The organism is Paenibacillus sp. 2003 (assembly GCF_031455635.1).
In the GTDB taxonomy this organism is placed as follows: domain Bacteria; phylum Bacillota; class Bacilli; order Paenibacillales; family Paenibacillaceae; genus Paenibacillus; species Paenibacillus amylolyticus_B.
Genome location: NZ_JAVDTB010000013.1, coordinates 1 through 22,198 on the forward strand (window position 1 = coordinate 1; position 22,198 = coordinate 22,198).

Here is a 22,198-nt window from a genome sequence, read left to right on the forward strand (position 1 = left end):
TCCTGAGCCAGGATCAAACTCTCCAATAAAGTATTGAAAAGAGCGATAAGCTCATTTTGAATCTGACGAGATTAAAAATCTCATTTGTGCTCCAGCCGATTCAAGCCAAGGCTTGTTTTCAACTTTCGCGTTCATTCTGCAAGCAGAATGTTTACTCACTCGTTGTTCAGTTTTCAAAGATCAAACTTGTTTTGTTACCGAATTTCGTTCTCTTCAGCAACTCTTATATAATACCATGTCCGAACCAACTTTGCAAGCTCTTTTTTTCAAGGTTCTTTCGAAGCTTATTTCATTTGCTTGCCGCACCGTGTATCTCGTGTTTTTTTGGCCGGAAATAGAATATACCATGTACAGTTATGGAATGCAAGTCTTTTTTCGATAAACAATAAATTCTTATAAATGAGTACTCTGTAGACCTTTTACAAGTATCTCCTTATAGCCGGCCAAATGATACATCTGCGCACTAACTTTAATGATCGGAGTGATTAACTTACATACGCAAAAAGTTTTTCACATGATCCCTAATTCAATTATAGAGAAACACATGTTGTATACAGTACAGACTCATCACGTTATAGAAACTTATTAACCGATGATTTCATTGGATAAACAACCAACAAATCATAGATCTTTATATTCATTCCTTCTATATAGAAGAAAAACATTTCTGAGATTCATTTTTCCCAAGAAAAGAATACAAAAAAAGCGAAAGCTCAGGGGCTAATCCCGTGGCTTCCGCTTTTTTCATATATAAGGTAACAAACTTATCTCCGTATTCTTCATTAAACCTAATGTACGCTTACTCCCCGCCAATAAATACATATCGGCAGACTACAATGAGCGCCAAGATCCACATAAGCCAGTGAATTTTCACTTTACGCTCTGTAACCAAGTTACTGAACACCGCCAGAATCACATAAGATACAATACCTGCGGAGATCCCGTTTGCGATTCCGCCTGTGAAAGGCATCAATACAATCGTAAGGAACGCGGGGAAAGCTTGTAGGAAATCATCCCACTCGATGCTACGCACTTGACTCATCATAAGCACACCCACGATGATCAATGCCGGAGCCGTCGCAGCGGATGGAACAACCAGCGCAAGCGGAGCGATAAACAGAGCCAAAATGAACAACAAACCTGTCGTTACCGAAGTCAGTCCTGTACGTCCACCTGCCTCAACACCTGAAGCACTTTCAACGTATGCCGTAATGGTACTTGTGCCGAGTGCAGCACCTGCGCTGACACCAACTGCATCGACGAGCATCGCTTTGCCGATCGTTTTCTCGCCTTTTTTCTTATCCTTCATAATCCCCATACGTGTTGCAGTACCTACCATGGTACCAAACGTGTCGAACAATTCAACGAAGGTAAAGATGAAGATGATCTCGAACAATCCGAGACTGATAGCACCTTTCAAATCTAGCTGTCCAACCGCCAGATCACTGAAATTAGGCAACCAGCTTGCGCCTGAAAGACCACTCAGATTCGTAACGCCCATCGGAATACCAATCAGCGTTGTTGCTACGATCCCGATCAGCAGAGCGCCTTTGACGCGCATAACCATCAGTATAGCAATAAGGAGCAAACCAATCAGAGCCAGCAATGCATCGTGATGTGTTACAAAGTTGCCCAATGACAGGTTAAAACTGCTACCTGGAATCGGCTGACTCAGATCTGCGTCTGGTGCAACATTAACTGTTACAGCCACGAGATTAGCAAGTTTGAAACCGATAATGGTAATAAAGAGACCGATACCAACCGTTATGGCCATTTTGATCGACTGCGGAACTGCAACAAGCAGCATTTGCCGAATCTTCGTCACAGTCAAAATAATGAACACGATACCGGAAAGGAAAACCGCTCCGAGAGCTGCTTGCCAAGTAATTGCTCCATTCGAACTTAGAACGACAGTCATGAAGTATGCATTCAATCCCATACCTGGTGCAAGCGCGATCGGAATATTCACGAACAATCCCATAATAATAGTCATTAATCCGGCGCCGACGGCTGTTGCAAAGAATACTGCATTATCCGACATCCCCGCACCGGCTTGTCCCAAGAACAACGTATTCACAAAAAGAATGTAAGCCATTGTCATAAACGTAGTGAGACCCGCAACAATCTCCGTTCTAACATTTGTTCCGTTTTCTTTTAATTTAAAGAAACGATCCATAATTACTAACTCCCCCTTAGAGATGTTGAAGCCATATTGAAAAACGACAAATGACCCTGATGAAGATTCTTCACCCAGGGTTCAGCTGACAAGGAGTGGCATGATGCCTTTACTAAGAACAAAAAAAATTCTAATGTGCGTGATGTCCCCGCAATCATGTAGAATTCATGTGCTTAGCCTTCTCCTCTTCGTAGCCAGATCATTAGGGTGATCTCGTAGAGACTCCCAGGCCAATCCCCAGGATTATACGAATAAGTATGCGCTATTTGTTTGTTTCCCATCACTATTTTAGGAGGGCAGTATGTTTTTGTCAATGAGAAAAACGAATATTAATCTCACCCTTGTATAATATCGTTCGTATTATTTAACAGATTGAACCAGTTCAGCGGTTTACAACCCAATTGAATGCGCTTTTTTCGGTGAATTCTCAATGGGATATGTCCATTCTTTCAGGCTGAAAGTTCCACAGGATAACATAAAAAGCTAACCTGATCAAAGAGCAGAAGCGCTCTAATCAGGCTAGCTTATGTTTCTGATGCGTTTTTAGCAATCAGGTGAATGATGATCTAGGAATAACGATGTCTCGTATTCCGAAGGCATATACTCATTAGGTGTATGGAGCAATTTGCGACATGTTCCAGAGCATTTTTTTGCCGGATCAGTCCTATGTTAATTATATCTCTGTCTGCGGAGTATCCTGTATCTCTTGTTGTTCCTGATTCGCGTTCGTTGTTGAGTCAGAGGATAACTCCTGGTTTCTGGTCTGATCGGAAGAAGCATCCGCTGCCTCTAAGTTCACAAATGGAAAGTCTCCAGAACCGGAAGCTAGGTCTTGCATACCTGAACCGCATCCTGCCAGCATCACCATCAGAAACGCACTTCCAATGCCCATCTTCCATTTGCTCATATAGTCGGTTTTACGCATACATTCAATTCTCCTTTCAGTAGCCATATAGCTCTTAGTATGTACTTATTGTACAGGCTGGACCTGAAAGGATCATGAAGCGAGCTTTAAAATGGGATTAATTTTGAGAGTGTACTATTTGTAAAAAAGTACCCTAATGAAAACTTGATCACAATATTCATCTTATAAAAAAAACGCCCTTTTATTTGCGAAATACCGCAGATAAAAGAGCATTTTTTTAATCTATCGTTCAGAGTCTATACCCTACTCCCACTCGATCGTTGCAGGTGGTTTGGATGTTACATCATAGACGATACGGTTTACGTTATCAACTTCGTTAACGATCCGTACGGAGATTTTCTCCAGCACATCCCAAGGAATACGTGCCCAGTCCGCAGTCATACCGTCGATGGATGTTACTGCACGGATACCTACAGTGTAGGAATACGTACGCGCATCACCCATAACGCCAACACTCTTCATGTTAGGCAGGGCTGTGAAGTACTGCCAGATTTCACGGTCGAGACCGGCTTTGGCAATCTCTTCACGCAGGATGTAGTCTGAGTCACGAACAATTTTAAGTTTCTCTTCGGTAACCTCACCGAGAACACGGATCGCAAGACCTGGACCAGGGAACGGCTGACGGTGTACAATTTCGTCCGGCAGGCCACACTCGGTACCGACTTTACGTACTTCATCCTTGAACAACGTGCTCAGCGGTTCGATCAGTTTGAAATTCATGTCTTCAGGCAGACCGCCCACGTTGTGGTGGGATTTGATCGTTTGTGCAGTCGCTGTACCACTTTCCACGATGTCCGTGTACAGTGTACCTTGCGCCAGGAATGCAAAATCATCGAACTGCTTGGATTCTTCATCAAATACGTAAATAAACTCGTTACCGATGATTTTACGTTTTTGTTCTGGATCATCCACGCCAGCCAGTTTGGACATGAAGCGCTCTTGTGCATCAATTTTGACAACTTTCATGTCGAATTTGCCGACAAACGTCTCCATTACACTTTCTGCTTCACCTTTACGCAACAGACCGTGGTCGATAAACATACATGTCAGTTGATCACCAATGGCTTTGTGAAGCAATGCAGCTACAACGGAAGAATCCACACCGCCGCTAAGCGCACACAGTACTTTACTGTCGCCCACTTTTTCACGAATGTCTTTGATGGTGTCATCGATGAATGTCTCCATCGTCCAGTTACCTTCGCAACCACAGATTTCGAACAGGAAGTTACGAATCATGTCGTTACCGCGAACAGAGTGACGTACCTCAGGGTGGAACTGAACAGCATACAATTTACGCTCATCGTCACTCATGGCAGCGATTGGCGCACTTTCCGTGCCTGCATCCAGTTTGAAACCTGGAGGAAGTGTAACCACATGGTCACCGTGACTCATCCATACCGTATGTTCGCCTTCAATACCTTTTGCCAGTGTAGATCCAGCAGCAAACTCAAGGTCTGCTTTACCGTACTCTCGCTTCTCGGAACGTTCTACTTTACCTTCGAGCTGTTGGGCCATAAGCTGCATTCCGTAGCAGATACCAAAGATTGGCAAGCCTAGGTCATAGACACCTGGGTCCACGTGGGGAGCATTCTCAGCGTATACGCTGGACGGCCCACCTGAAAATACGATTCCTTTTGGTGCCATTTCTGCGATCTTTTCCGCCGGTGTGTTATACGGCAAAAGCTCGCTGTATACGCCAAGATCCCGGATTCTTCTGGCGATTAACTGATTGTATTGGCCCCCAAAGTCAAGGACAACCACAATCTCATTCTGCTTATTCATAACCGTGCCTCCCTCAATTCAATGAAACTAATTATACGCAACGACAAAACATACCGTCAAGGAAAGGCGAAACTCCTTTTTTCGACATATCAAAACAGGATTACCAAATGCCTTTAGATATGAAATTCCGAATACAAAAACTTGGCAGCAAGATGCTGGTTCAAGTGTATGATCGTGGAAAGACGCCTCGTTCGCAGCGCAGCGCGAAAGGCGTCTTATGTATGGCATGCGGCGATGAACCAAACGCTGCATTTAAAACAGTGCGCCAGCAATGGCGATCTTCATCTGCCCACAAGCGGCCAAGCTTTATTGGAAATTGATAGCGATTGTATGCTTTGGTGTAACGTTGTAACATCCTTGTGTTACAACGCCTGCAACCGCCGGGCCAAACGAAGTGCCCGGCGCAGGAAGTCCAGACTGTCCGCGCGCAGCGGACGGTCAGGCCCATACAGCAGCCGTTCCCAGTCGGCTGCAAACCGCGCGATGTCCGCGCCGTCCGCGCCTGCGGCCAAAGCTGGTGACGCTGCATATTCACGCAGCGTCATACCCGGCGGCCGCGGGCCGTACCGGCGCGCGAGCGCGGCCCAGACCGGAGCGGCGGCACCCAGCAGCCGCTCGCGGTCCGGAAAGCTGCTGCGCGGCCACGCCAGCAGCAGCCCTAACTGCAGCGCGGGGCGTAGCCGCCGCATGCGGACCAGAGCAACGGCGCCCAACAGGGCCGCTGCCACAAGGGCTGCCGCGAGCCATGGCTCCGCGGCAATGGCCCGTGTGCGGGCGAGCAGCCATGCGCCCGCGTTAGCCAATCCGCCGCTCATATACGGCGGATTCTCCGCAACAGGCTGTGGTTCGGCGAGCGCTGCGACACTTTCGCCCGTGCCTTGAGCCATGGTGAAGCCTGGCGTGGCCTCAAACGGCATCCAGCCTGCACCCGGAAAATACACTTCTACCCAGGAATGTGCATCTCCCTGTGAAATCACATACTGACTGGGCACATCCGGGTCAGCAACTCCAGGACCAAAACCTTTAACCCAGCGTGCGGGGATACCTTCCGAACGAAGTAACACAATCATAGCTGTGGAGAAATGATTGCAATACCCCTGCCGGGTGACGAATAAAAAATCGTCCACAAAATCTGTTCCTCGCGGTGGCATACGGGTATCCAACGTATACTCGGCATGAGCAGCCAGATAAGTCTTTACAGCTTGCACAGCGTCATACCGGGTCTCACTGCCTTGAATGATTTCCTTGGCAAGCGTCTGCACTCGACCGGGGAGTGATGCAGGCAATTGCAGATAGGTCCTCCGAATGGCTGCCGGATCTTTCCCTTTATTCGTTTCCTCAAGCAGACGTAACTGTTCAGCTGTTGCGACAGGAACCATGACGTCTGCCGAATAATGTTTAACCATCTTATCGTTTCCGGAGCCTGCGAGCCACAATGTTGCCGAATCGCGATTAGACAGCAAAGAAAACATGTTTTCCTGATTATCCTTGTTCTTATCCTGGAACGATACGTTGACCGGTATGCCCCCGGTAAAGAGTGGATTTGGTCCTTTCCACTCTCGCTGCATCGAGACGGTTTGGCGAATGCGACTCCAATAGGTTGGATTCTCCCAACCATCAGCACGCAGCATTCCGGATGGACTTGCCGTTTCAAAGCTCTGACCCGGGTCACTCCAAGTACTACCGTTATAATATGAACGGGTCTCCCCTCGCCAATACGTCACTTCCGGACTCTTTGCTATAAAAAAGATGGAATTCCCCGGCACCAACGGCGCTCCCATAGGCGCGTCCGCTGTACTATATCCCGTGACCGCTGTTGCAGCAGGGATACTACTGTGCTGTGTATAACCTGCCCAGCGAGCTATGCGTTCACCCATCTGTTCCAGAGATATGCGTTCCGGTTGAGGAATGGAAGCAAACTGGCCAGGTACCGCTGAGAAAAGCACCATACCTGCAGAAGCAACGATAGTTACTGCACTCCAGCGGCCATAGGGGCTGCCGCGATAACTCGGAGTAGTGACTCCTGCATTGAGACGTAATAGCTGGAGCAGAGCCTGAATAAGAAAAGTCCATAGGACAGACCGTATTACAGAAGCATACACATCCAGCCCCGCAAAAGATTCAAGCAAAAGCAAATAGAGCAGTGTTGCACTGCCAAACAGCATAACGCTTCGACGTAAGAATACGAGGGATTGCACAGAAGCCATGAGCATGCTCCAGCCGCACATCATGAACAACCCTCTCGTTTCTGTACTAATCGAGTGGAATCGCCAGTTATTTATAAAAGTGTCCATATCCGCTGAAAATATTCCCGGATAAGCGACAGCCCAACGGGCAGGATCACTTCCTCCGTACATCAGACATAAAGCAGCGAGTGCAATGAATAATCGGATCAGTACCCCGGTGATCCATCCTGTACGAATTAACCCCGCGAGCAACAATGCTCCCGTTAATCCCGTCATTACGGACAAGAACCGTTCACTGCCCTGCTGATCTGATGATGTAACAGGATATATCCACTCCAGAGACAGTATAAGTAAAATGGCCGAAATAAAAATTTTGTACAGGACAGGTACGCTAACATATCCCTCATCCTTTATATCCGTCACAGAACTCTGGTTCGCAGCTTGATGTACAGCATAGGCCAATTCCATTCTCGTACGGGCCGTTGACTCTAAGTCGGCCTTAGTGGAATTGGGTTGCTGGTTACCATTACGCTCCCACATCCGTTACCTCCACCTTTCCCAATGAAGATAACGCAACGTCTGTAACCGTGTGGATCGGCACCCCACTGTGACGAAGCCGCTCCAAACTTAAGCTGTCATATCCCAATCCATTCATCAATCTATCCGTTGATCCTAATTGGTCCTGGTTCGCTTCAGTCAATTGCACCTCTACACGATAACCCGACCCTATTGCAGTTATGATCCATTCGGCCAGAACCGGGTCCATCTTGCCTGTGAGAACCACAATTCGTGACCCGCTCGCCAGTCCATCCAGCATCTCCGTTCGGAGCGAAACAGAGCCTGATTGTGCTTTGGATATTCGCGCTCCCGCTAGCTTGTCCAGTCCATGATTCTCATCATCTGCATGGAACGGCCCATGTTGCCATTGATGTTGTTCATCATAGCTCTTATCGCCGCCTTCCATCCACAGATGATAAGGAATGTCATCCTGCTCAGCGGTATGAATCCAGCGGGCAGCTGCACGAACCACTCGTTCAAAAGCAGGTGCATCCATGTTCTCCCGTTGTTTTACGTCATACCCCGACGCGCCCTCATACACAAGGATACCCAGTGTGGCAAGATCCGTGGTATCGGGCAGAAAGGTCTGAAGTTTCCCCGTTTTGGCTGTACTTTTCCAATGAACTCGTCCCAGTGGGTCACCCTGCTGATATTCACGAAACTCAGGGCTACGGTTTCCCTGGCTATTTCTTCGATCCGACAGAGTCCCTTCGATCATCGCTGCGAATTCTATCGAATCACCCTTCCCCCAAGCCGTTGCTTGAGGAACAACAATCAGGGGTGTACCTCCTGCGGTCTCTGCGGAGAGGGTATTCCAGCCAAACATATCCCCCCAGTACAATCTGCCCGTATCCCATCTGTAGACTCCTCTGCGTAACCCAGAACATTCATATTGATAGGAAAATTGTCGCCGTGTTCCCGGAAAAATCAATTTGCGATGTACACCTGCAGGTGTGTTCTCACACAGAATGATCCATAACAATGGAATACGGCAATTGAATTCCAGCTCCACCAGAACCCGTACCTGCTCGCCTGCCTCAATCCGGTTCGCGTGTATTTTCCGACGGATGTGAATACGCCGTGGTCTGAACCAATGGAGAAGCAGACCTCCTGTGAACATCAAGAAAGCTATAACGGATAGAAACAACGCCGCTTTGCCCCCATGCCACTGATACAAGGAAGCAAAAGCCACCACCAAGACAGCACTCACAATCCGTTGTCCAAGCGCAGTCATTGCCTCCGTCCCCTTCCCTGTGATGCCATTTGTACAGGTACCGGGACCGATGACAATGCTTCTTCAATGACTTGTACTTGCCCCCAAACCTCCGCTCTGTTCTGGGCCTTCAATTGAATACGGTGGGAAAGGACAGGCACAGCTACCTCTTTCACATCATCCGGAATGACATAACTGCGTCCTTGAAGATAGGCAAATGACTGCGCCGAAGCCATCCAGGCCAGTGTTCCACGCGGACTGATGCCCAGTCTGACCGCCGGAAGGCTGCGAGAGGCTACAGCAACGGCCACCAGATACTGTTTGACGACGGGATCAACATGTACCTGTTTGACTTCACGCTGCATGGCTATGACCTCTTCAGCAAGCAGGACAGGGCGAAGTTCATCAAGCGCTTCTCTACCTTGCATGCGGGTTAACAATTCCAATTCCTGTTCCGGATCGGGATACCCCAGTCCAATTCTCATGATAAATCGATCCAGTTGCGCTTCAGGCAGACGGTACGTACCCTCAAACTGTAACGGGTTCTGTGTCGCCAGCAGAAAGAACGGGCGTGGCAAGGCGTAGGTTGTGCCATCAACCGTAATACGTCGTTCCTCCATTGCCTCCAGCAGGGCAGACTGAGTGCGTGGTGAAGCGCGATTTATTTCATCAGCCAGGACAACGTTGGACATGACAGGTCCGGGCCGAAACTTGAATTCAGCTGTATGTGGATTATAGATTGAAGTGCCCGTAACATCTGCCGGCATGACATCGGACGTGAATTGAATCCGGCCCATGGAGCAGTCCAGTGCAGAAGCAACGGCACGAACCAGCATCGTTTTCCCGGTACCCGGCACATCTTCCAGAAGTACATGCCCCCCACTGAGCATTGCAGTGAGGACATAACGAATCTCTGTTTTTTTGCCAATAATCACACTCTCAACACGCTTCATGACCCTGTTTAACAATTCAACAGCATGTTCATGTTCCATTCGGATATAAGACATTTCTCCTGATCTCCTTCCGTTCATCAGCATTCCTGAACCATAGTAATCTATGATTCAGTGTTGCCCGGAAGTAGAGAGAATAGTCCTGCAAGAATGACTTTCTTCAGATCATTTTATACTTAAATATGTTATTCATTGCCGAAATGGATCTGGAAGCGCCCGCCTTTACCGTCCACTCTGCTTCATTACTGGTTAAGGAATTCACCCTCAACCCCATCTGCTCCAGTAACTCACGTAATGGAACCCAGATGGTTCCACCATGACTCTGTACTGCCCCCGTTTCAATTGCCCCTGTTGTTGTCAGTGTTCCGCTCACACTGTCTGCATGAATCGTTCTTTCTTTCCATACTGCTATGGCTGTCCTTGTTTCAGAGTCCCAGCGAGTGCTGCCCCCGAATTTTTTCATAAAAGTACGCAAAGGCACCATGATTCGCTGACCCTCCATGCGGAACTCACCCGGTTGCAAGGTAGCCGCAGCCAATCCCACCTCTACCTTCAGCTTCTTGTTTGCAAGCCATAACGTCGCGTTCGCTTCTACATGCTCTGCGATCCAGGCCTTTCCCGGCGCCTTGCGGGCCTTATACTTACCATCTGGATGTACACGGAATTGAACTGGTTGATCTGTACTCTTTATGGTGTCAAAACGATATCCATGATCACGATAATATTTGATAATACCCGGAAGTGCTTTTACCGTTTCAGCATGTGCACCACCGTCATGCATCAGGACAATGACCGAACGTGCTCCCGCAGGTACTTTGGTCGAATTGCTGAGGATCTCTTTGGCCGGAACACCTTTACGCTTGGAATCCCCACTGTCGACGTTCCAGTCCATGACGGTGTATCCACCCAGTTGGAGCAAATCAAAATAACTCTGGTCAAAATGCCCGTAGGTACCGCCTGGTGCCCGCACCAGATTCGGGCGGAAACCGGTTATACGCTCCAGCACTTCCTCTGTCTGCTTGATCTGTTTCCAGAACACTTTAAAATCACTGTACAATTGTTCGTATTGATGGTTAAACGTATGATTGCCCAAAGCATGTCCATCCTCCACTAGCCCCCGGATTAACTCGGGATAACGCTCTGCCTGCTCACCCAGCACAAAAAATGTAGCCAACACCTTCTCCTTACGCAAAATATCCAATACTTCACGGGTATGGTTACCCGGTCCATCGTCAAAACTCAGATAGACTACCTTGTCTTGAGTATTCTTATCTTCCGAGATTGGATCACCTGAGCCGGAAGCAGAAGATGCATAAGCCGTGCCTGCATATACAGCAAATGCACATAACAATATCGTAATTCGCACGAGAATGACATACCATTGTCCAGATAAAAACGTATGTATGGTTGTTGCAGAATTTCCCCCTAATTCCTTGATTCTGAATTCCGGTCTCTGTACCATTTACGAATCGACCTCCACCGTCTCTAGTAATTTGCTGATAGACTTCAGCAGATTTGTTAGAATTATATGGAGGCTACATTGAAAAAAGACGTGATTTTGTTTAATATTTTTTCACAATTTGCTATCTAGCCTGATTGATTCTTCGCTTCAGATTAGGTAGCATAATGGACAGGCAGAACACATTAAAACACCTTGGAGAGTATTCATGCTCCCACCCCGTATTCAGGAGAGTGAAATCTATTGGAATTGCTTGAGAAGATCCAACATCTGTTTGGGTCCTACGGATACAGCGTATTGTTTTTTGGCTTGTTGCTTGAATTCATCGCACTTCCCTTTCCTGGTGAAACAACGATGGCTTACGCAGGGTTTCTCTCCTACAAGGGGCATCTCGACTTTGGAATCCTCACCATACTGGCTTTTCTGGGAACAACGATTGGCATGACAATCACTTATTTTATTGGAGCCAAAGCAGGACTTCCCTTTATAACACGATACGGAAAATGGTTTCTGCTGAAGCAGGACAAGCTCGATAAAACGCAAAAGTGGTTTGCCAAGTATGGTAATGCCTTAATCTTCATCGGTTATTTCATTCCGGGTGTAAGGCATTTCACCGGATATTTTGCGGGCATAGCCGCTGTTCCCTTTCGCAAATTCGCTCTCTACGCCTATTCAGGCGCACTGTTCTGGGTTGTACTGTTTCTGGGCATTGGCAAAATATTTGGCCCTCAGTGGAACGCCGTATTCCATCTGGCTCATCAATATGCAGCATATATCGTGGGAGGAATCGGCCTATTGCTTATCGTAGCCGTGCTCTATCGTTACCGCAAAGCATGGACAGCAAGATCCACCGTATCCAAGCCAGCCCCTGTTCGACAAAGACAAAAGTAAATTCGGACAAACGTCCACCTATAAAAGTAAGGAGCTGCGAGTCTTCGCAGCTCCTTTTTTTTCGTTTATACGAACAGTGTAAGAACGAATCATTCTTTTATTTTTTTGTGATAATCCGAATTCATCCCGGTCATACTAACTTGAAAATATAGGGTATATAGGGAGGCGAAGGCATGAGTGCATCGGTGCAGAACCATCAAGACCAGAAAAAGATCTCTCCGAATCTGAACGACAATACCGAATATTGCAAACAAGTGATGGGGAACAGCAACGACTTGATGATCCGACCTCTGCAATGTTTGCACAAATGGCCTGCTGTCATGTTGTACATCGATGGATTGGTGGATGTGAACATTCTGAATCACTCCATCATGGAATCGTTGTTGCAAAAGCGTGATCTCCCTGAATTCTCCGCAGACGATGAACATCTCAGCTACCTTCAGAATGATATTCTGATCGCCAGTGATGTATTGCTGGTGAACGATATGGAGGAGGTAATGAATGCACTTCTTTCGGGATCGGCTATCCTACTGCTTGAAGGATCTGTACGTGGACTAAAGATTGGCGCAGCAGGCTGGGAAGATCGTTCCGTTGGAGAACCAGTCTCCCAAACCGTCGTTCGCGGACCAATGGAGGGATTCAACGAAAACCTGCGGACCAATACCTCATTAATTCGCAAACGAATCCGCAACCCTCATCTCTGGATTGAAGAAAGAGAAATCGGCAGGGTTACCAAGACCCGTGTTGCCGTGCTCTATCTGGAGCATATCGTGGATCAGGAAATTGTAAAAGAACTGCGTCGAAGACTCGATGAAATCGATATCGATAGCATCCTTGAGAGTGGTTATATCGAGGAACTGGTACAAGACAAGACGGGGACGATCTTTCCCACGGTCTACAACAGTGAAAGACCTGATACCGTGTCTGCCGCTTTGCTTGAAGGGCGTGTTGCAATCATTGTGGACGGGACACCTTTTGTACTGCTCGTTCCTGCCTTGTTTGTTCATTTCTTTCAGTCTCCAGAAGACTATTATCAACGAGCCGATATCAGTACGCTGATTCGAATGATCCGATATCTAGCCTTTTTTATCGCCCTGCTTGCCCCATCCTTTTATATTGCCATTACCACGTTCCATCAGGAGATGTTGCCTACCAATCTTCTCATCAGTCTGGCAGCACAGCGAGAAGGCGTACCTTTCCCCGCTTTTATTGAAGCCTTACTTATGGAGCTAACCTATGAGATTTTGCGGGAAGCAGGCATACGGATTCCCAAGACGGTGGGTCAAGCCGTATCCATTGTCGGTACGCTTGTCATTGGTCAGGCAGCGGTAGATGCTGGGGTTGTATCCGCTGCGATGGTCATCATCGTATCCATCACTGCGATCTCCAGTTATGTAATTCCGGAAAATGGACTGTCCATCTCTGTACGTATTCTACGATTTGTATTAATGATCCTGGCCGCTGCCTTTGGCTTCTATGGCATCCTGATCGTGCTGTTAATTACCGTAACTCACCTCTGCAGCTTGCGTTCTTTCGGGGTGTCCTACATGTCTCCATTTGCACCTTTTATTCAGAAAGATCTTAAAGACACGATCTTTCGTGTGCCTTGGTCCCATATGAAAACTCGCCCACTCTCTACTCATGCAACTAATGAAGTCAGACAGTCCACCAAAAAAACGAAGCGGTAGAAATTCGGTAAGGAGTGCACATCCATGAACAGATGCTTACGCTTAATTTTATCCTTTGCCCTTCTGCTTCCTCTCCTTACCGGATGCTGGGATCGCCAGGAACTGAATGAACTTGGCATTATGCTGGGTCTCGGTGTGGACAAAGATGGCGATATGATCAAAGTGAGTGCTCAGGTCGTTGTTCCGAATGAGGTATCTTCCAAGGCAGGAGGAGGCAAAGGTACGCCGGTTACGCAGTATCAAGCATCTGCCGCCACTTTGTTCGAAGCGATTCAGAAATTAACGGAGACCAGTCCACGCCGCATATTCATGGCGCATATCCGAGTGCTGGTATTTGGCGAGGAATATGCGCGCAAAGATGGAATATACGACGTTATCGAAGCGCTAATGCGCGAACCTACGGCTCGACCTGATTATTACGTTATGGTGGCAAAGAATACAACGGCCTCCCATGTCCTTGATGTGCTTACACCTTTAGAGAATATTCCTGCGGAAAAATTGTTTAATTCCCTGGATGTATCCGCCAAGACCTGGTCCCCCACTACCACGGTAACCGGGGATGAATTAATGGATTTCATGATATCTCCCGGCATCCAGCCTGTCATTACGGGTGTAGAGATCCTCGGTAACAAAGAACAAAGTGGTTATAAAGAGAATATATCCACCATCCGGTCACCAGCCCGCCTCAATACAACGGGACTAAGTGTATTCCGGAAAGACAAGCTGATTGGATGGTTAACGGAGGATGAATCCAAAGGCTACAATTACATTCGTGATAATGTAGAATCTACTGTCAGCCACATGCCTTGCCGCAAGAAGGGCAACGTGACATTTAAGGCACTCCGCACCACAACGAAGAGAAAAGCCAAAATCGTAAATGGCAAGCCTGTCATCAATATTGATATCAAGAATGTCTCCTCCATAGGTGCAGTTGAATGTGGAATACGGATCGGTTCAATGAAAGTTCTCAAAGAACTGGAATCCGATAGTGAAGAACGGTTAATTGAACTGATGCAGGAATCTGTGCATTCAGTAAAACGCAAGTTTCATGTCGATATATTTGGTTTTGGACAGGAAGTGTACCATGCAGATCCCAAGTTTTTCAAGAAGATAGAGAATGACTGGGATAAATACTTCGAAGAACTGGATATCAAGTACAAAGCCAATGTGCAGATTAAACGTGTCGGTACACTGGATGATTCATTCAAAAATGAACTGAAGGAGTGAGGGAAGCATGTTGCTTACATTGGCGGTTATCTTCGTAGCAGTAATTATTGGCTGGGTTGATCTGCCTGGCCTCATTCGCCGGAAGGAGTGGAGAGAAACGGCTGTATACAGTGCAATGCTTCTTACAGCTACATTCTTCGGTGTTATTGCGTCCAATTTGTGGGAGTTCCCCAGTCCTCTGTATATCATTATGTGGATCTATGATCCCGTGAACCATTTATTAGCACGCTTGACTGGAACCTAGGTGAAGAGGGAGGGTATATCATGCTCGAAAAGGGACGGATCGGTACACGACAATTGTCCACCCTTACATTTATGTTAGTGGTAGGGGATATGATGCTGATCTATCCTTCCGTCATCACATCCTATGCCAAACAAGATGCGTGGATATGTGCTCTTATTGGCGTTCCGCTCGGAATGGCTCTCATGGCATTGATACTGAAATTGGGCACGATGCATCCAGGGAAAAACCTGGTGCAAATCTCCCGAAGTATTCTGGGGTTTTGGCCAGGTACCCTTTTTTCGTGCTTTTACTTGTTCTTTTTCATGATTGGCACATCCACACATACCCGGGAAGTCGGCGACTTCATGACGTCCCAAATATTTCAGTACACCCCTATTCGCGTCATCATCCTCATTTTTGTGATTGCCATTGGATGGGGGGTATATCACGGCTTGGAGACCATTGCGAGAACAAGTGAACTGCTCATGCCCCTCGTTGTACTGTTTATCGTGATACTCGCCTTCTGTCTTTTGCCACAGTTAGATACCAGTAAACTGGAGCCCATATCGGATACTGGTGTTGTCTCCATATCGCAAGGGATCCTTGTGAGTATCATATATCCTGTCGGAGAAACCATTCCCATTTTGATGGTTCTTCCCCATGTCGCAAACAGTCGCCATCGTATGCGTGACATCATCATCACAGCAGGATTCGGTAATTTGATCCTTGCCATTCTTGTTAGCATATCCATGCTCGTACTCGGCCCCTTTCTTACCCAACACAATATATATGCTTCATTTATTTTGTCTCAGAAGATTAGCATTGGCGGTTTCTTCGAACGAATCGAGGTCATCATGGCTTGCTCGTGGCTTATTTCTACCTATTTCAAAGCGATGATCTACTTATACGCCTTTATTGTCGGGTGTGCGGAACTCTTCAAGTTAAAGCAATTTAAAATGCTTATTTTGCCATCAACATTGCTCGTTTATGGAATGGCCAATCTCGTTGCGCCCAGCCTGACATTTATTATCATCACCATTGTTCCGTACTGGGTGGATTGGGACACCACGCTAGGTATCATTCTTCCGGGTATGCTGGTTCTCATAACGTTAGTAAAGTCGCGCAGAAAATCCAGTTCACACCCCCAGCCCTCGACTGAAAGATAATTCGGAAAGAGCTTTAGTATTAATCCACGAGAAGGAGCAGAAGAACATGTTGATGCAAGAAAAACTCACGATTCGGCAGTTCACCCTGCTCACTTTCCTGGTTATGATTGGAGATATGGTTCTGATCTACCCTTCACTCGTTACCGCAGTAGGCGAGCAAGACGCCTGGTTCTGTTCTCTTATTGGTCTGCCGATTGGTGTTGGCATCATGTGGGTTCTGTACAAACTACATCGAACACATCCTCAAATGTCTCTTTTTGAAATCTGTAACCAATTACTTGGGACCTGGGTAGGTTCCATGCTATCAGTTGCCTATTTATTTTATTTTGCCATAGGTGCAGCCATATGTGTCCGTGAAGTCGGTGACTTCATGACGACGCAAATATATCTGAAAACTCCCATTCGGGTCATTATTCTGATGATCATTTGCTCCCTGGCCTGGGGTCTTATCCATGGTTTTCGTACGATGGGGCTAAGCGCGGAACTATTAACTCCAATCGTTGTGGTATTTATTCTTTTTCTCTTTTTGGGGCTCCTGCCTCAAGCCAAAAGTGCAAATCTGCAGCCATACTTCAGTACGCCCTGGATACATCTTGTAGAGTCTAGCATACGCGCAGCGTTCACTTCCTTTGGCGAACTTATCATTCTCTCCGTGTTTCTCCCGTATGTGAACTCCGGGCCTCATTTCAAACGGGACTTCCTACTAGCGACCTTCTGTGGAGGGTTACTGTTAAGTTTGCTGCTACTCATCTCACTTATGGTGATGGGACCCACACTTACGCAGCACAGCATCTATATCTCATACGCCCTTTCACAGAAAATTAATATAGGTAATTTCTTTGAACGAATTGAGGCCTTCATGGCTATCGCCTGGTTAATTTCCACCTATTTCAAAAGTCTGTTATACCTCTTTGCCTTTGTGTTGGGAACAGCACAATTATTTCGATTAAACACATATAAGCCGCTCATTTTGCCTTCGTCCTTGTTGTTATTCGCCTTAGGTGTGCTGATCGCTCCAAATGTTATTTTCTATACAGATACGATCATGCCTGCTTGGGTAGACTGGGATATTACTGTCAGCTTCATCATCCCACTGTTCCTCTTGCTGGTTTATCGCATTCGTTCCCGGAAGAGTAAACCCATCCCCTCATGAAGCGGGTAACATCTGAAGCAGACGAACAAATTGTATTATAAATGGATAATAAAAAGGCCGCGTTCATGGCAATTTCCATGAACGCGGCCTTTTTATTATGAAATATATGCTTGGGTACATATAATGTGGAAGCAGTTACTATATAGCCTTCACAGCCTCAAGAGCAGCCTCAATATGTCCTTTGACCCGAACTTTGGACCAGTCCTTGATCAATTTCCCCTCTTCATCAATCAGAAAAGTGGAGCGAACCATACCCATGTATTCCTTGCCATACATTTTCTTCAGCTGCCATACACCGTATTGCTCGGCTACAAGGTGTTCTTCATCCGATAACAAGGTGAACGGCAGTCCATATTTGGCGATAAACTTGTCATGCTGTTTCATGGGATCGGTACTGATCCCGAGAATGACTGTGTTCAGCCCTTCAAATTCAGCATGTCGATCCCGGAAATCACAAGCCTGTTGCGTACAGGACGAAGTCATATCCTTGGGGTAAAAATAAAGCAGTACCCGCTGTCCGCGGTAATCCGAAAGCTTTACCGATTCTCCCGTACTGGACGGAAGCTCAAAATCCGGTGCCAATTCGCCTACATTTAACGTCATGTCAGTTCCTCCCTAATTTCCCCATGAATTGCTATAGGGCGTTATTATGAGCCTGCTCCGCGATACCGCTTCACGCCAAAATTCCACAAAAGCAAGCCCATGGAACCAAACACCAATCCCATCACAGGTGTAAGCAGCGCCATGCGATGCATCTCGGACCTTTCCAGGAACAAGGCTGCGGGATAGATGCCGACAAAGGCAAACGGAATGATCCAGGTTAACAGCACCTGAATGGCACGGTTATAGATCGTTACCGGGTATCGTCCATATCCTTGAATGTTATACATCAACGGCAGGATACCTGTTGGCGCGTCCGAATAAAAGGACAATGAAGTCAGGGTGGTGTAGATGCCGGCATAGATCATTACTGAGCTAAGTGCCAAAATAATCAAGGCAGGAATATGCCACCACTCCAGCACCAGGCCCATCTCTGCTCCGCTAAAGATCATGATGATCAAGCCGATAAACGAGCCCACCAGTGCAGGCGGGTCTACATTTTCAAGCAAGATCTGGAACAGATTATGTGCAGGGCGTGTCAGGATCCGATCCATCTCACCTTTGACGATGTACCGCTCACTGAATCCCCACAGATTGATAAAACAACTGAAGATGCCATAGGGCACCATAAAATATCCATAAACAAAGAGCACTTCACTCTCACTCCAGCCGCCCAGGTTATCCGTGTGGCGAAAGACCACAAAAATAAAGATCAGGTTGGTTGCCTGGAACAGCAGATCCGATAGGATCTCCACCCAGAAATCGGCACGGTACGTGAGTCGTGTTTTCATGTAATTCTTCAAATATTCCCAGATCAGACCCATATAGTACATATCTGTTATCCCCCTTGCACGAACAGACGCTTGCGCGCCTTACGCCAGATCAATACCATCGGAAGCAGTAACACGGCAAACCAGAACACCTGAATACCGAGTACATTCCAGATGGCGGTACCTTCCACTCTTCCAGTGAACACGGAACCGGGCAGATACGTAATGGCCTGAAAAGGCAATACTTTCATCACCGCGGACATCCAGCCTGGATACAGGCTGATCGGGATGATTAGACCGGAGAACAAATCAACCACGACGCGTTTCATACGCATCATGCCTTCATTGTTTTCCACAAAGAATGCCGCCAGTCCCGTTATCACATTAATCTGGGAGTTAATGAGGAAACTGAAGAACAGCATGACGAGAAAGCCAATCCAGGCCGATGGCGCCGTAGGCAATTCAACCGGGAACAGCAGAATGGCGATGAGCATCCCCGGAATCATGAGGAGCAGGAAGCGGAAGATACCTTCCCCAAGCCCTTGCATCATTTTGACCATAACGTAATTGATCGGCCTGATGAATTGAATCGCAATGGAGCCATCCCGTATATCTGCGGCAATCTCCCGGTCCAGGTTGTTAAAGTAAAACGCACGTGCCATCCAGGATACAGCGATGTAAGTGGTCATCTGCGCTGCCGTGAAGCCGCCCAGTTCACCACTGCTACCGTAAATGGCTTGCCAGGTAAAGTAATACACGCCGATATTCAGCGTATATATCAAAATGCCGGAGTAATAATTCACCCGGTATGCCAGCATCGTTAGAAAACGGATGCGCATAAAATCAATAAATGCACTATTCATCTCAGGATACACCCACCGCTTCTTTCCCTGCTCCCACAATCTCGGGACGCTCGGCGGAACCGGATTGGTAAATACTGCGCACAATCTCATCCGTGTTGATCTCAATAATCTGAATATCGGTAATATCCGCTTGTCCAACGACACGTCCGAGTACATCCGAAACGTTCAGTTCCAGCGGAATCCATACGGATGCGGACAATTCATTCTCAACCGTCCAACGTACAGGCAACGCAGCAGTCCACTCCTGCATCTGACTGATGTTGTGAGCTGAACCGAACTTGAAGCGGATCTCGCGCTCCTTACCCCACTGGGACTTGAGATGATCCAGACCTCCATCATAGATGATGTTGCCTGCATCAAGCATGATCACCCGGGAACACAGTGCCTCAATGTCCTGCAAATCGTGGGTTGTGAGCAGAATGGTCGTTCCATGCTCCTTGTTCATGTCTTTCAAAAAATCCCGAATTTCCGACTTCACCACAATATCCAAACCAATGGTTGGCTCATCCAGGAAAACAATACTCGGATTATGCAACAAGGCTGCCACTAACTCGCAGCGCATACGCTGACCAAGACTGAGCTTCCGCACCGGACGACTTAGCAGGTCCTGAAGCTGTAATCGCTCAACCAGTTCATCCAGCCGTTTACGGAAATCGACCTCTCCTACACGATATACTTTGCGCAATAAATGGAAGGATTCGATAACGCCAATATCCCACCACAATTGACTGCGCTGACCAAAAACAACACCAATATTCTGTACAAACTTCTCCCGTTCCTGATACGGAACATATCCACCAACCGATATTTGCCCTGAAGTAGGCACCAAAATGCCGGTTAACATCTTGATCGTTGTTGATTTACCGGCACCGTTCTCCCCAATATATCCGCATATTTCGCCCTGGGGAATCTGAAATGAAATATCATTTACAGCCAATACCTCTTGGTATTGACGTGCAAACAGGTCCTGGAACGCGCCCTTCAGCCCACCTCGGCTTTTCTGGACGCTAAACGACTTGCGCAAATCTTTGACATCAATCGCCAGCATGATTATACCTCACTTGGATTTTGTTGAAATTGCTTGTAGCCCAAAAAGAAATTATAATGGTATCAGTCAAAATTCAGCAAGCTTTAAAATAGTCTGGAGCCGCGTCATGCCCTTATGTTAGGAAAAGACGTGTACGGAAAGCTCCGACTAGATCTTACTTGAATACTCGAACTCGTTTTTTTATTTCATCTCAAATACAAAGGAGAGCTAGCATGACCAGAAAGACGAAGAGAACCATATGGATTTCTCTTGCCGCCTTCGTGTTAATTATTGGAGGAGCAGCGGCATATTATTTCGGTTCTATTCTCAATCAGTTGGACGGTTTGGCAAAAGACGGTGACGAATCACCATTCGCAGGTATCGAGAATGTGGAGAAAGTAAATACTCCTGACCCACCCAAATGGGAAGGTACAGAAACGGTAAATATTCTCGTTATGGGTGTCGATGCGCGCGGATTGAAAAAAGGTGAAGTTCCCCGCTCCGACAGCATGATGGTTGTATCGCTCGACCCACTTACCAAAAAAATCAATCTGTTCTCCATTCTGCGCGACACTTACGTCAATATTGACGGATATGGCAAGGAACGGATCAACACTGCCATCACCCATGGTCCTAATGCAGCGATGCAAGCTGCCGGCGACCTGCTCGGCATTCCTGTACAGTATTATGTGTATACGGATTTCCAGGGATTCATCAAATTGGTGGATGCCGTTGGCGGTGTTGATTTTGATGTGGAGAAAGACATGCACTATACAAGTAAAGCAGACAATAACGAATACGATATTGATCTCAAAAAAGGATATCAGCATCTGGATGGCGAGACAGCGCTCATGTACGTTCGTTTCCGTCATGATGCAATGTCTGATTTCGCTCGGTCCGAGCGTCAGCGTGAGTTGCTGAAAGCTGTAACAGCGAAAATGCAGTCAACAACTACCATTGCCAAACTGCCTTCCATACTGGAACAGGTTAATCCTTATGTGGATACGAATCTGACACTCTCCGATATGTGGAAGCTGGGTGGCCTCGGTTACCAGAGCAGCATGAACGGCAGTGAGCAGATTCCGCCAATGAACCTGCTGAAAGAAGAACGTACAGCAGGCGGTGCGCAAGTATTGACGGTTACCAATGAAGAGAAATTGAAGCAGCATATTCAGGATATTATTCACCCGCCTGCTACAACGGATGATAGTACGACCAGTACCGAAGATAAAACAGCCAGTGGTGACGATCAAAAGTCAGAACAACCGGCTCAGTAATCTAAACATGCAGAGGGCAGCCATTACGCTGCCCTCTCGTTGTGCCCGGCTATACTATTATGAG

At 47.1% G+C, this 22,198-nt stretch carries 18 protein-coding genes and 1 riboswitch; of the genes, 7 read left to right on the top strand and 11 right to left on the bottom strand.

Annotated features, from left to right (window positions below):
- Positions 1 to 799: 799 nt before the first annotated feature.
- From J2X75_RS28405 to J2X75_RS28435, 7 genes are all read right to left on the bottom strand, one after another.
- The gene (locus tag J2X75_RS28405) at positions 800 to 2,176 is read right to left on the bottom strand and encodes an NCS2 family permease (protein WP_047841443.1); all 1,377 of its coding nucleotides are present in this window, start codon (positions 2,174 to 2,176) and stop codon (positions 800 to 802) included.
- 171 nt (positions 2,177 to 2,347) lie between these two features.
- Positions 2,348 to 2,447, bottom strand: a riboswitch (purine riboswitch).
- A 402-nt stretch (positions 2,448 to 2,849) separates the two neighbouring features.
- Positions 2,850 to 3,101, bottom strand: a complete 252-nt coding sequence (locus J2X75_RS28410) for a hypothetical protein (protein WP_307539971.1) — start codon at positions 3,099 to 3,101, stop codon at positions 2,850 to 2,852.
- A 243-nt stretch (positions 3,102 to 3,344) separates the two neighbouring features.
- Complete coding sequence (guaA, locus tag J2X75_RS28415) at positions 3,345 to 4,883, bottom strand: glutamine-hydrolyzing GMP synthase (protein WP_091018677.1); 1,539 nt, start codon at positions 4,881 to 4,883, stop codon at positions 3,345 to 3,347.
- A 362-nt stretch (positions 4,884 to 5,245) separates the two neighbouring features.
- Positions 5,246 to 7,609 carry a transglutaminase-like domain-containing protein gene (locus J2X75_RS28420; protein ID WP_310342725.1) on the bottom strand — a complete coding sequence of 788 codons (2,364 nt, stop codon included), beginning with the start codon at positions 7,607 to 7,609 and terminating at the stop codon, positions 5,246 to 5,248.
- Entirely contained in the window at positions 7,596 to 8,861 is a 1,266-nt protein-coding gene (locus J2X75_RS28425; protein ID WP_310342728.1) for a DUF58 domain-containing protein, read from the bottom strand. The genes J2X75_RS28420 and J2X75_RS28425 overlap by 14 nt, the downstream gene beginning before the upstream one ends.
- Positions 8,858 to 9,847 (bottom strand): AAA family ATPase, encoded by a 990-nt coding sequence (locus tag J2X75_RS28430; RefSeq protein WP_310342732.1) that lies wholly within the window; start codon positions 9,845 to 9,847, stop codon positions 8,858 to 8,860. The genes J2X75_RS28425 and J2X75_RS28430 overlap by 4 nt, the downstream gene beginning before the upstream one ends.
- A 103-nt stretch (positions 9,848 to 9,950) precedes the next feature.
- Entirely contained in the window at positions 9,951 to 11,252 is a 1,302-nt protein-coding gene (locus tag J2X75_RS28435; protein WP_310342735.1) for a polysaccharide deacetylase family protein, read from the bottom strand.
- A gap of 240 nt (positions 11,253 to 11,492) precedes the next feature.
- On the opposite strand from J2X75_RS28435, the gene J2X75_RS28440 reads away from it, so the two are divergent.
- The 6 genes from J2X75_RS28440 (at position 11,493) to J2X75_RS28465 (ending at position 17,597) form a co-directional block, all read left to right on the top strand.
- The gene (locus tag J2X75_RS28440) at positions 11,493 to 12,140 is read left to right on the top strand and encodes a DedA family protein (RefSeq protein WP_017690726.1); all 648 of its coding nucleotides are present in this window, start codon (positions 11,493 to 11,495) and stop codon (positions 12,138 to 12,140) included.
- Between the two features lie 173 nt (positions 12,141 to 12,313).
- Positions 12,314 to 13,828: a spore germination protein gene (locus tag J2X75_RS28445; RefSeq protein ID WP_310342738.1), complete on the top strand. Its 1,515-nt coding sequence runs from the start codon at positions 12,314 to 12,316 to the stop codon at positions 13,826 to 13,828.
- Between the two features lie 24 nt (positions 13,829 to 13,852).
- On the top strand, positions 13,853 to 15,055 hold the full coding sequence (locus J2X75_RS28450) for a Ger(x)C family spore germination protein (protein ID WP_310342740.1): 1,203 nt from the start codon (positions 13,853 to 13,855) through the stop codon (positions 15,053 to 15,055).
- A 7-nt stretch (positions 15,056 to 15,062) separates the two neighbouring features.
- Positions 15,063 to 15,299: a hypothetical protein gene (locus J2X75_RS28455; RefSeq protein WP_091018692.1), complete on the top strand. Its 237-nt coding sequence runs from the start codon at positions 15,063 to 15,065 to the stop codon at positions 15,297 to 15,299.
- Positions 15,300 to 15,319: 20 nt separating this feature from the next.
- The gene (locus tag J2X75_RS28460; RefSeq protein WP_310342743.1) at positions 15,320 to 16,444 is read left to right on the top strand and encodes a GerAB/ArcD/ProY family transporter; all 1,125 of its coding nucleotides are present in this window, start codon (positions 15,320 to 15,322) and stop codon (positions 16,442 to 16,444) included.
- A 46-nt stretch (positions 16,445 to 16,490) separates the two neighbouring features.
- Positions 16,491 to 17,597 carry a GerAB/ArcD/ProY family transporter gene (locus J2X75_RS28465; protein WP_310342745.1) on the top strand — a complete coding sequence of 369 codons (1,107 nt, stop codon included), beginning with the start codon at positions 16,491 to 16,493 and terminating at the stop codon, positions 17,595 to 17,597.
- 138 nt (positions 17,598 to 17,735) lie between these two features.
- On the opposite strand, the gene bcp is transcribed toward J2X75_RS28465, so the two are convergent.
- From bcp to J2X75_RS28485, 4 genes are read right to left on the bottom strand one after another with little or no spacing between them, the layout of a single operon-like run.
- A complete protein-coding gene (bcp, locus tag J2X75_RS28470; protein ID WP_310342748.1) occupies positions 17,736 to 18,200 on the bottom strand; it encodes a thioredoxin-dependent thiol peroxidase in 465 nt (154 codons plus the stop codon).
- A gap of 44 nt (positions 18,201 to 18,244) precedes the next feature.
- Positions 18,245 to 19,030 carry an ABC transporter permease gene (locus J2X75_RS28475; RefSeq protein WP_091018699.1) on the bottom strand — a complete coding sequence of 262 codons (786 nt, stop codon included), beginning with the start codon at positions 19,028 to 19,030 and terminating at the stop codon, positions 18,245 to 18,247.
- A 5-nt stretch (positions 19,031 to 19,035) separates the two neighbouring features.
- Positions 19,036 to 19,830, bottom strand: coding sequence for an ABC transporter permease (locus J2X75_RS28480; RefSeq protein ID WP_062837592.1), 795 nt, complete (start codon positions 19,828 to 19,830; stop codon positions 19,036 to 19,038).
- A 1-nt stretch (position 19,831) separates the two neighbouring features.
- Positions 19,832 to 20,878 (bottom strand): ABC transporter ATP-binding protein, encoded by a 1,047-nt coding sequence (locus J2X75_RS28485; protein WP_036614079.1) that lies wholly within the window; start codon positions 20,876 to 20,878, stop codon positions 19,832 to 19,834.
- A 212-nt stretch (positions 20,879 to 21,090) separates the two neighbouring features.
- On the opposite strand from J2X75_RS28485, the gene J2X75_RS28490 reads away from it, so the two are divergent.
- On the top strand, positions 21,091 to 22,134 hold the full coding sequence (locus J2X75_RS28490; RefSeq protein ID WP_091018703.1) for an LCP family protein: 1,044 nt from the start codon (positions 21,091 to 21,093) through the stop codon (positions 22,132 to 22,134).
- Positions 22,135 to 22,198: the final 64 nt, after the last annotated feature.

Excerpts from the sequence above, each read along its gene's own strand:
- J2X75_RS28475 (WP_091018699.1), bottom strand. The coding sequence starts at position 19,030 with ATGTACTATATGGGTCTGATCTGGGAATATTTGAAGAATTACATGAAA.
- bcp (WP_310342748.1), bottom strand. The coding sequence starts at position 18,200 with ATGACGTTAAATGTAGGCGAATTGGCACCGGATTTTGAGCTTCCGTCC.
- J2X75_RS28480 (WP_062837592.1), bottom strand. The coding sequence starts at position 19,830 with ATGAATAGTGCATTTATTGATTTTATGCGCATCCGTTTTCTAACGATG.
- J2X75_RS28430 (WP_310342732.1), bottom strand. The coding sequence starts at position 9,847 with ATGTCTTATATCCGAATGGAACATGAACATGCTGTTGAATTGTTAAAC.
- guaA (WP_091018677.1), bottom strand. The coding sequence starts at position 4,883 with ATGAATAAGCAGAATGAGATTGTGGTTGTCCTTGACTTTGGGGGCCAA.
- J2X75_RS28405 (WP_047841443.1), bottom strand. The coding sequence starts at position 2,176 with ATGGATCGTTTCTTTAAATTAAAAGAAAACGGAACAAATGTTAGAACG.
- J2X75_RS28445 (WP_310342738.1), top strand. The coding sequence starts at position 12,314 with ATGAGTGCATCGGTGCAGAACCATCAAGACCAGAAAAAGATCTCTCCG.
- J2X75_RS28435 (WP_310342735.1), bottom strand. The coding sequence starts at position 11,252 with ATGGTACAGAGACCGGAATTCAGAATCAAGGAATTAGGGGGAAATTCT.
- J2X75_RS28485 (WP_036614079.1), bottom strand. The coding sequence starts at position 20,878 with ATGCTGGCGATTGATGTCAAAGATTTGCGCAAGTCGTTTAGCGTCCAG.
- J2X75_RS28460 (WP_310342743.1), top strand. The coding sequence starts at position 15,320 with ATGCTCGAAAAGGGACGGATCGGTACACGACAATTGTCCACCCTTACA.
- J2X75_RS28410 (WP_307539971.1), bottom strand. The coding sequence starts at position 3,101 with ATGCGTAAAACCGACTATATGAGCAAATGGAAGATGGGCATTGGAAGT.
- J2X75_RS28425 (WP_310342728.1), bottom strand. The coding sequence starts at position 8,861 with ATGACTGCGCTTGGACAACGGATTGTGAGTGCTGTCTTGGTGGTGGCT.
- J2X75_RS28465 (WP_310342745.1), top strand. The coding sequence starts at position 16,491 with ATGTTGATGCAAGAAAAACTCACGATTCGGCAGTTCACCCTGCTCACT.
- J2X75_RS28490 (WP_091018703.1), top strand. The coding sequence starts at position 21,091 with ATGACCAGAAAGACGAAGAGAACCATATGGATTTCTCTTGCCGCCTTC.
- J2X75_RS28455 (WP_091018692.1), top strand. The coding sequence starts at position 15,063 with ATGTTGCTTACATTGGCGGTTATCTTCGTAGCAGTAATTATTGGCTGG.
- J2X75_RS28450 (WP_310342740.1), top strand. The coding sequence starts at position 13,853 with ATGAACAGATGCTTACGCTTAATTTTATCCTTTGCCCTTCTGCTTCCT.
- J2X75_RS28420 (WP_310342725.1), bottom strand. The coding sequence starts at position 7,609 with ATGTGGGAGCGTAATGGTAACCAGCAACCCAATTCCACTAAGGCCGAC.